General features: G+C 72.4%; 6 protein-coding genes. 2 read left to right on the forward strand and 4 right to left on the reverse strand.

Translation table 11 applies throughout. The annotated features are described in order from the left end of the window. Positions 1-44: 44 nt before the first annotated feature. The gene (locus DEJ09_RS17560) at positions 45-1,409 is read right to left on the reverse strand and encodes a hypothetical protein (RefSeq protein ID WP_111089421.1); all 1,365 of its coding nucleotides are present in this window, start codon (positions 1,407-1,409) and stop codon (positions 45-47) included. Between the two features lie 52 nt (positions 1,410-1,461). Continuing rightward, the gene (locus DEJ09_RS17565) at positions 1,462-1,794 is read right to left on the reverse strand and encodes a hypothetical protein (protein ID WP_146245768.1); all 333 of its coding nucleotides are present in this window, start codon (positions 1,792-1,794) and stop codon (positions 1,462-1,464) included. A 72-nt stretch (positions 1,795-1,866) separates the two neighbouring features. Between DEJ09_RS17565 and DEJ09_RS17570 the strand changes: the two genes are divergently transcribed. After that, positions 1,867-2,724 carry an NAD-dependent epimerase/dehydratase family protein gene (locus tag DEJ09_RS17570; protein ID WP_111089423.1) on the forward strand — a complete coding sequence of 286 codons (858 nt, stop codon included), beginning with the start codon at positions 1,867-1,869 and terminating at the stop codon, positions 2,722-2,724. 68 nt (positions 2,725-2,792) lie between these two features. Here DEJ09_RS17570 and DEJ09_RS17575 read toward each other — a convergent pair whose 3' ends face one another. Both DEJ09_RS17575 and DEJ09_RS17580 read right to left on the reverse strand, forming a co-directional pair. Then, positions 2,793-4,280, reverse strand: a complete 1,488-nt coding sequence (locus tag DEJ09_RS17575) for a sugar porter family MFS transporter (RefSeq protein WP_111089426.1) — start codon at positions 4,278-4,280, stop codon at positions 2,793-2,795. An 89-nt stretch (positions 4,281-4,369) separates the two neighbouring features. Then, positions 4,370-5,335 (reverse strand): DNA-3-methyladenine glycosylase, encoded by a 966-nt coding sequence (locus tag DEJ09_RS17580; RefSeq protein WP_111089424.1) that lies wholly within the window; start codon positions 5,333-5,335, stop codon positions 4,370-4,372. Between the two features lie 73 nt (positions 5,336-5,408). Between DEJ09_RS17580 and DEJ09_RS17585 the strand changes: the two genes are divergently transcribed. Continuing rightward, positions 5,409-6,437, forward strand: coding sequence for a 6-phosphofructokinase (locus tag DEJ09_RS17585; RefSeq protein ID WP_071404484.1), 1,029 nt, complete (start codon positions 5,409-5,411; stop codon positions 6,435-6,437). The last annotated feature ends 45 nt before the right edge of the window (positions 6,438-6,482 follow it).

A 6,482-nucleotide genomic window follows, 5' to 3' on the forward strand; every position in this document is an offset into this window, starting at 1 on the left:
GGGGTCGGCCGGGCAGTCAGCGGTTCGGCCGGTCGGTCGGCCTGTCAGCGACCGCTGAGGTCGTACGGGGCCACCGTCGAGTCGACCGTCGTCAGGTACCCACCCCCGGCGAGCGCCGTGGGCAGCGTGATGGTGCGGAGCACGGAGGGCTTCGCACCGGTGGTGTCGATCTGGGTGATCTTCCCCTCGTCGCCCCGTGTCACGAACACGCTGCGGCCGTCCTCGGTCGCCGCGGTGAACCGCACCGACGCCCCGGTGGCCGGCTGTCCGGCGACGGGCCCCTTGCGGAGCGGCGTGAGCGCGACCGAGGTCGTCGGGCCGGAGTAGACACCGTCGGCCTGCTTCCGCACCAGGACGAGCGAGTCCCCGGTGCCCGACGTCAGCGCGACGGCGGCGAACCGGGCGGTGACGGCGACCCGGGTGAAGGACCCGGTGCCGAGCTCGACGCTGCTGATCCCGCTGGACGACGTGGACGAGGTGGTCAGGTACGCGGGGACGGCGTTCCACGGGGTACCGGCAGCCGTGCTGCCGGCCTGGGTGCCGACCACGGTCGTCCCGTCCGGCGCCATGCGGGGGCGGTAGCTCTGCACGCTCGGCTTCGGGTACGCGACGGACCGGGAGCCCGTGAAGCCGGTCCGCGTCACCCGCACGGTCTGCACGCCGGCGGCCAGGTCGGAACCGATCACGGTCCCGGTGGCGTTCACGATCGGGCCGTGGGGATACGCGCCGAGGGGCGTGGTCGCGACGGGGCGCGGGTGCGTCGCACCGCGCATGATCGCGGAGACGGAGTAGGCGTCGAGGCGTCCGCCCGCGGTGACGACCAGGCGCAGGGGGCTGCCGACCAGGAACGTCTCGACCTCTTCGGTGCCGCGCTTGCCCGTCGTGGCGAGCTGCACCGCCGAGGTGTCGATCCGGGCGGTGCGCTCCGTCTTCCGCCGCAGGTCGATGACCGTGACCCGCTGCCGCTCGGAGCCGTCGAAGTCGGAGCCGACCGCCAGGTGCCGGCGTGCGGTGTCGGTCGACAGCCAGCCGGCACGCTCCCAGCGCTTGTCGGCGTTGGGGATCGCGTAGTGCTGGGCGATGTGCGCCGTGCCGCGGGGGCCGATGGCGAGGACGTCGAGCTGCGGCTTCGACTCGTCCATGAACGCGATCTGCCCGTGGCCGAGCTGCACGGAGCCCGCGTGGGTGCCGAACTCGATCCCGCTCAGGGTGGCGGTCCGCCGACCGGTCACGGCGTCGTTGACGTACACGCGCTTCGCCGTCGGGTCAGCCGTGACGAGCCAGCTGTGGTGGGCGGTCCGCGTCACGGCGGGTGCAGCCGACGCGGGGACGGCGATCGCGGTGGCGACGAGGGGGACGAGCCCCGCGAGGACGAGGGCGGGGAGGAGACGTGGAGGTCGAGCGGACATGGGGCTCCTGGGGTGCAGTGGCGGATGACGGTCGTCTAGACGATAACCGTTCTCATCTAGACGAGACGCTCCAGAACTGTACGAAGACGCTCAGCATCCCGACGAAGGGGATGGCACCCACGGCCACCGACAGGGCAGCGAAGCCGATCGCCGGCGTCCTGGCCTCGAGTCCGCGGAGCCGCACCGCCGCGACGAGCGCGCCGACCGCGAACGGGAACGTCACGAGGACGGCGTACAGCGGCCACGACAACGGCGCCCACGACTCCGCGCTCTCCCCCTCGGCCCCGACGGAGACGATCGAGCCGGCGACGACGAGCACGATCTCGACGACCGGGGGAAGGGCGATCGCGACGTCACGCACCACTCGTCGCCGCTGCCGCCCCATGCGCCGACCCTAGTGATCTGCGATGTGCGTGCTTCCCCGCCTTCCACCAACCGGCCGTGCCAGGGTCGAGCCGTGCACAACTCCACGACAGTCGTCATCGCCGGATGCGGCGACCTCGGGACCGAAGCCGGCCTGCGCTTCGCCGACCAGGGCCACCGCGTGATCGGACTCCGCCGCCGTGCCGAGCTGGTCCCCGCACCGATCACCGGCCGGAGCGTCGACCTGCGCCACGAGGTCCCCGAGATCCCCGCCGACACGAGCGTCGTCGTCGTGGCCTTCGCCGCGGGCAGCCGCGACGTCGACGAGTACCGCGCCACCTACGTCGACGGGCTGCGCAACGTGCTCGACGGCATCGACGCCTCGGAGGCCGACCCGCGGGTGCTCGTCGTGTCCTCGACCGCCGTCTACGACGTCTCGGACGGCAGCGAAGTCACCGAGGAAACTCCGGCGCGCGGTGCGACCCCGACCGCCGAGGTCCTGGTCGAGGCGGAGGTCCTGCTGCGCGAGCGCGCTCCCGGCGCCGTGCTGGTCCGGCTGTCGGGCGTCTACGGCCCCGGCCGCGAGCGGCTCATCGAGCAGGTCCGGTCCGGGTCCGCACGGCTGGCGCCGGGCACCTCACCGCACACGAACCGCATCCACCGCGACGACGCCGCAGCAGCACTCGTGCACCTGGCGGCCCTGCCGGACCCGGCACCGCTCTACCTGGGGACGGACGACGAGCCGAGTCGACTGGACGACGTGCTGCGGTTCCTGGCCGACGAACTCCACGTCGCCGAGCCGTCGACGGGCGACGGTGACGCGCGGCAGGCCGGCGGCGACAAGCGCCTGTCGAACGCGCTCCTCCGGTCGACGGGATGGACACCCCGGTACCCGACGTTCCGCGAGGGCTACCGCGCCGTGCTGGCGGGTGCGGGCACCCGCCACCCGTGACGCGCACGGAAGCCGCAATCTGATGGACGGGAGGCCCGTGGCGGACGCAGCCACGGGCCTCCCGTCCGTCAGGCGGTCCGGTCCACTGCGTGACGCTCGCGTCCGCCCCGGTGCGGCAGGAACGTCTCGTCCCGCAGGGACTGCTCGATCTGCTCCAGGGACTTGCCCTTCGTCTCCGGCACCCGCAGGAACACCAGGACCCACCCGAGCACGTTGAGCGCGGCGTAGACGAGCATCGTGCCGCCCAGGCTGATCCAGCCGGTCAGGGTCAGCGCGGTCGAGGTCACCAGCAGGTTGGCGCCCCAGAGCACCATCGCGTGCAGGCTCGTCGCGGCGGCCCGGATCCGCAGCGGGTACATCTCGGAACCGACGAGCCACCCGACGACCTGGATGCCGCCGGCCTGGAAGAACATGAACGCCAGGATCAGCACGAGCGTGAGCACCGGTGAGGGCTTGCCGTCCTGCGCGTAGAAGAGCACACCGAACAGGCCGATGCTCACGGCGGCACCCGGCAGCATCACGAGGGTCAGCCGTCGACGCCCGATCCGGTCCACCAACCGCGACCCGACGAACGTCATCACGAGGTAGACGACGCCCACACCGACGTTCGCCCACAGGGAGTAGACGTGCGGGAACCCGGCATCGGTGAGGATCGTCGGCGTGTAGTAGATCATCATCTCGAGGCCGGTCAGCTGTGTGAACGCGGCGACGATGAGCCCCGCGATCAGGGCCGGCCGGACCCACGGCTTGCGCAGCTGCGCCCACTGCCCGGAACCGGCGCTCGGTTCGGCCTCGTCGAGCTTTCGGATGTCGTCGAGCTCGTCCTCGGCGGCATCGTGGTCCGGGCGCAGCCAGCGCAGCACCCGTCGAGCCGGACCGATGCGGTCCTGCGACACGAACCAGCGCGGGCTCTCGGGCAGGCGGAGCATCCCGAGGAGCAGCACGATGGCGGGTGCGGCAGCGACCCCGATCATGAAGCGCCAGGACACGACGCCGTTCAGGGCAACCCCGACGATGGCGGCGGACAGGATGCCGACGCCGATCGCGCAGTTGAACACCGTGACCAGGCTGCCGCGGCGCGGGCCCGGGGCGATCTCGGCGATGTAGGTCGGGATCGTCTGCGTCGAACCACCCACCGCCAGACCGAGGAACAGCCGGCTGAGGATCAGGAACACCGGACTCGGCGACACCGCGGCGAAGAGCACGCCCAGGCCGAAGACGCCCGCGATGAGCAGGATGGTGCGCCGCCGGCCGATCTTCGCCGAGATGGGGCCGGTGACGAGTGCGCCGAGGATCGCGCCGACCAGGATCGACGCCGTGATGAACTCCTTGACGGCGGAACCGATCGAGAACTCCTTGCCGATCTCGATGAGCGTGCCGGAGATGACACCGGTGTCGTAGCCATAGAGCAGTCCGCCGAGTGCCGCGACGAACGCGACCCGGGTGACGTGCCGCTTCGTGACGCGAGCCGTCTCGGCCGACCCGGTGTCCTCGGGGATCTCCGGGGGGACGCCGGGCACCTTGTCGTGCTCGTCCTCGTCGGTGGTGGTCGTCATCGCGTCCTCTCCGTGCCGGGCACGCCCCGGACCGGCGGTCACGGTAGGCGGACCAGCACGAACGGACGTTGAGGAAGCGTCGCTCGCGCTCAGTGGCCGCGGTGGTCCTGGATCGTGATCCGCGGCCCGAACGCGGGCTTCCGGAACCCGGAGCCACCGATCAACCGCACGACCCGCTCCCGGTGCCCGCGCCAGGGTTCGAGCAGCTCGAGCATGCCGTCGTCGTCGACCGGGGCACCGGTGAGCGCCCACCCGACGAGCGCCGGCACGTGGAAGTCCCCCACGCTCGGCGAGTCCGGGTCGCCGTGGGAGCGTTGGGCGGTCTCGGCGGCGGTCCACCGACCGACCCCGGGGATCGACTGCAGCTTCGTGGAGACGACCTCGCCGCCGCGCCCGTGCGCCAGGGTCCGTTCGAGTGCCGGCGCGAGCTTCACGGCGCGCATCACGGTGGCCGAGCGCCCCGGTTCGATGCCGGCCCGGTGCCACTCCCAGCTCGGGATCCGCGCCCACGTCCGAGCGTCCGGCGGCACCATCATGCCCGCGGGTGCCGGACCGGGCGCCGGGGTGCCGTGCCGACGGAGCAGGTACCGCCACGCACCCCACGCCTGCCGCGAGGTCACCTTCTGCTCCATGATCGCCGGGACGAGCATCGCGACGACGGTGTTCGTGCGGAGCAGCCGGAGCCCGGGCTGCCGGTGTCGTGCCGCGGCGAGGAACTCGTTGCCCGAGACATCGAACGACGACCAGTCGTCGCCGCGTCCGAGCAGATCGGGGGCGTGCTCGACAGCCCACGAGGCTCCGCTGCCCCACGCCGACACCGCGATGGTGTCGCCGGCCCGCCGGATCGCCACGGAGGCGGGACCGGAGGGCGTGCGCAGCGCGAGCCACACGACGCCGCCGACCACCTGGAAGGCCGGGTCGCCGGAGCCGCGCTGCAGGGGCCGCAGGGTCGACGCGACGTCCACCGCGCCTCCAGGCCGGTACACCGTGTCGACGCGAGACGCGTCGCCGGACGCACCAGCGGCGTCGACGGCGGCGGAAGCGAGCAGGGACACACGGGGATGGTAATGCGGAACCACCGTCAGTCATGATGGGCACTGATCCCCACCACCCGACGACGGAGTTCCCATGCGCATCGGCATCCTCACCTCCGGAGGCGACTGCCCCGGCCTGAACGCGGTCATCCGCGCGATCGTCCTGAAGGGCATCGCCATCTACGGACACGACTTCGTCGGCTTCCGCGACGGGTGGCGCGGGGTGGTCGACGGCGACATCGTCCCGCTCGGCCGCAAGGACATCCAGGGCATCGCGAAGCAGGGCGGCACGATCCTCGGCACCAGCCGCACGAACCCGTTCGAAGGCCCCAACGGCGGGTTCGAGAACATCTCCGCGACCCTGCAGCGGCACGGGATCGACGCGATCGTGGCGATCGGCGGCGAGGGCACGCTGGCCGCTGCGAAGCGCCTGACCGACGCCGGCCTGCAGATCGTGGGCGTGCCGAAGACGGTCGACAACGACCTGGGCGCGACCGACTACACGTTCGGCTTCGACACGGCCGTCGCCATCGCGACCGAGGCGATGGACCGCCTGCGCACCACCGGTGAGTCGCACTCGCGCTGCATGGTCGCCGAGGTGATGGGCCGGCACGTGGGCTGGATCGCGCTGCACTCCGGCATGGCCGCGGGCGCGCACGCGATCCTCATCCCCGAGCAGAAGACGAGCATGGAACAGATCGCGAAGTGGGTGCGGGCCGCCTACGACCGCGGTCGCGCGCCGCTCGTGGTCGTGGCCGAGGGCTTCGTCCCCGACCACGAGGACACCGCGCACACCGAGCGCGGGCTCGACGCCTTCGGGCGGCCGCGGCTCGGTGGCATCGGCGAGCGCCTCGCGCCGCTCATCGAGGAGATGACGGGCATCGAGACGCGGGCCACGACCCTCGGGCACATCCAGCGCGGTGGCACGCCGACCGCGTACGACCGGGTGCTGTCGACCCGGCTCGGGCTGGCGGCGATCGACTCGGTCGTCGAGGAGCGCTGGGGCCGGATGGTGGCGCTGCGCGGCACCGAGATCGAGCACGTCTCGTTCGAGGAGGCGCTCGGCGAGCTCAAGACCGTGCCGCAGGCGCGGTTCGACGAGGCCGCCATCATGTTCGGCTGAGCGGGGCGCGGGCGGCTGGGGCGGCTGGGGCGGGGCGGGGCTGGG

The sequence above is a fragment of the Curtobacterium sp. MCLR17_055 genome (assembly GCF_003234305.1).
GTDB lineage: Bacteria > Actinomycetota > Actinomycetes > Actinomycetales > Microbacteriaceae > Curtobacterium > Curtobacterium flaccumfaciens.